This window comes from Streptomyces purpureus (assembly GCF_014648195.1).
Taxonomy (GTDB): domain Bacteria; phylum Actinomycetota; class Actinomycetes; order Streptomycetales; family Streptomycetaceae; genus Streptomyces; species Streptomyces purpureus.
Map to the genome: position 1 here is coordinate 57,914 of NZ_BMQQ01000013.1, position 2,396 is coordinate 60,309.

Annotated in this window: 1 protein-coding gene and 1 tRNA gene; both read right to left on the reverse strand. The window is 75.6% G+C overall.

Features of this window, described 5'->3' with window-relative positions:
• Positions 1-67 precede the first annotated feature (67 nt).
• Positions 68-2,131, reverse strand: a complete 2,064-nt coding sequence (locus tag IEZ01_RS18050; RefSeq protein ID WP_189202591.1) for a tetratricopeptide repeat protein — start codon at positions 2,129-2,131, stop codon at positions 68-70.
• A gap of 198 nt (positions 2,132-2,329) precedes the next feature.
• Positions 2,330-2,396: transfer RNA gene (locus IEZ01_RS18055), tRNA-Met, on the reverse strand.

The window sequence follows — 2,396 nt, forward strand, 5'->3', positions numbered from 1 at the left end:
GAACACAACCTTACGGCACCCCTCGGACCAGCGCAAATCGAATAGCTACGCGGGTTGAACGCGGGCCTCAGGCGGTCAGCTCCTGATGCAGCGCCTCACTCAGCCGCGCCGCCCGCTCGGCCACCTCCGCCGGGCCCAGCTCCACCGCCCGGGCGCACCAGCGCCGCCCCTCGGTCAGCTCGCCGCGGCGGGCGGCGAGGAGCCCGAGCCGGAGCGCGGCGCGGCCGTGCCCCGCGCGGGCGGCCCGCGCCCACCAGAGCGCGGCCTCACGCTCGTTGCCCTCCCGGGCGAGCAGCAGGCCGAGGTTGAAGGCGCCGTTGCGGCTGCCCGCGTCGGCGGCCTCGCGGTACCACCGGGCCGCCTCGGCGGTGTCGCCGCGCGCGGCGGCGAGCATGCCGACCCGCACCTGCGCGCGGCGGTGGCCCTGCTCGGCGGCGCGCTCGTACCACTCCTCGCACTCGGTCTTCTCCGCGTGGGACTCCCCGAGCGCCGGCGGGCCGGGCTCGGGGCGGCGCGCGTCCAGCAGCGTGGCGAGCCGGAAGGCCGCCTCGGCGCTGCCGCCGCCCGCCGCGCACCGCAGATGGCGCTCGGCGGCCTGCTCCTCGCCGTCCCGCAGGCAGGCGATGCCGACCTGGAGGGCGGCCTCGGTGTGCCCGGCCGACGCGGCGCGCTCGTACCAGCCCAGGGCGGTACGGTCGTCGTCCCGGCCCGCGTAGAGGATGCCCAGGTTGAATGCGGCGTCGACGCTGCCGGCCTCGGCCGCCTTGGAGAACCACGGCTCGGCGCCGCCCGGGTCGCCCGCCTGGAGCAGCAGGACGGCGAGCGCGTTTGCGGCCTCGCGGTGACCCGCGTAGGCGGCGCTGCGGTACCACTGCTCGGCCTGCTGGGTGCGGTCCTGGGCGGCGTAGAGCAGCCCGAGGTTGTACGCGCCGTTCACGTCGCCGGCGTCCATGGCGGCGCGGTACCACCGCTCGGCGCTCTGCTGCTCACCGCGCGCGGCGTGCAGGGCGCCCAGCGCGTTGGCGGCGTTGCCGTCGCCGTCCTGGGCGGCGCGCAGCCACCACACGGCGGCGCTCTCCTCGTCCCCCGCGTCCCGCAGCAGAAACCCGAGCGCGCAGGCCGCCTTCGGCTCGCCGTCCTTGGCGGAGTTCAGGTACCAGCGCCCGGCCTCCTTGAGCTCGCTGCGCTTCTCCAGGATGGCGCCGAGGTGCAGGGCGGCCCGCCGGTGTCCGCGCGCGGCGGCCTGGCGGTACCACTGCTCCGCCTCCAGGGCGGCGTCGAGGTTGTGGCGGGTGCCGGTGCCGTAGGCGGTGTGGCGCGTGCCCGTGCCGTGGGCGGTGAGCCGGGTGCCGGTGCTGTGGGCGGTGTGACGGGTGCCGGTGCCGTGGGCGCGGTCGGTGGCGTGGCGGGTGCCGGTCGCGTACGCCGACGCGTCGTGCCGCGCGCCGGAGGCGTGCGCGCCGTCGGCGGCCGCGGCGGTGGCCGGGGTGTCCGCCTGGCGCTCCAGGGCGCGGGCGAGGCGGTAGGCGGCCTCGCGGTGGCCCTGCTCGGCGGCGGCGCGCAGCCAGCGCTCGGCGCCCACGTCGCTGCGGTGCTCCAGCAGATCGGCGAGGGCGTACGCGCCCAGCGCGTGCCCCTGCTCGGCGGACTGGCGCAGCCAGTACTCGGCGGCCGGTTCGTCGCCGCGCTCGCGGTAGTGACGGCCCAGCGCGTGCGCGGCGGCCGCGGAGCCCGCCACGGCGGCCACCCGCCACCAGCCGGCGGCCTCCTCGGCGTATCCGCGCTGGTGCAGGAGGACGCCCAGGTTGTTGGCGGCGGCCCGGTCGCCCTCGGCGGTGGCTCCGCGCAGATAGGGCTCGGCGCCGTCGAGGTCGCCGCGGCGCAGCAGCAGCGCGCCCAGCACGCTCATGGACGCCGCGTCCCCGCTGTCGGCGGCACGCCGGTGCCGGGCCTCGGTCTCCACGGTGTCGGCGGTGCAAGCGGGGTCGGCGGTGTCGGCGGTGTCGACCACGTCGACGTTCTCCACGGTCCCGGAGTCACCCGTCCCGTACGCGTCCGCGGCGCTCTCTCCATGCCGCTGCACAAACCGCCCTGTCTCCAACAGAGTTGCCCTGTCCCCCATAAATTCCATCGTCGCACCACCCGCAACCCGCGTACACCTGGTATACCGCAGCCAGTGAGGTCACTTCAGCGTTTTGTCGACATGCCCACAGAGAGATAAGTCAAACACGTCTCACCCCAACTCGCCCCACCAGACAGGCCGTTCGGCACGTGTCGCGCACATGAGAAGGGCCCGGATCCATTGGATCCGGGCCCTTCTCTTCAGTAGCGGGGACAGGATTTGAACCTGCGACCTCTGGGTTATGAGCCCAGCGAGCTACCGAGCTGCTCCACCC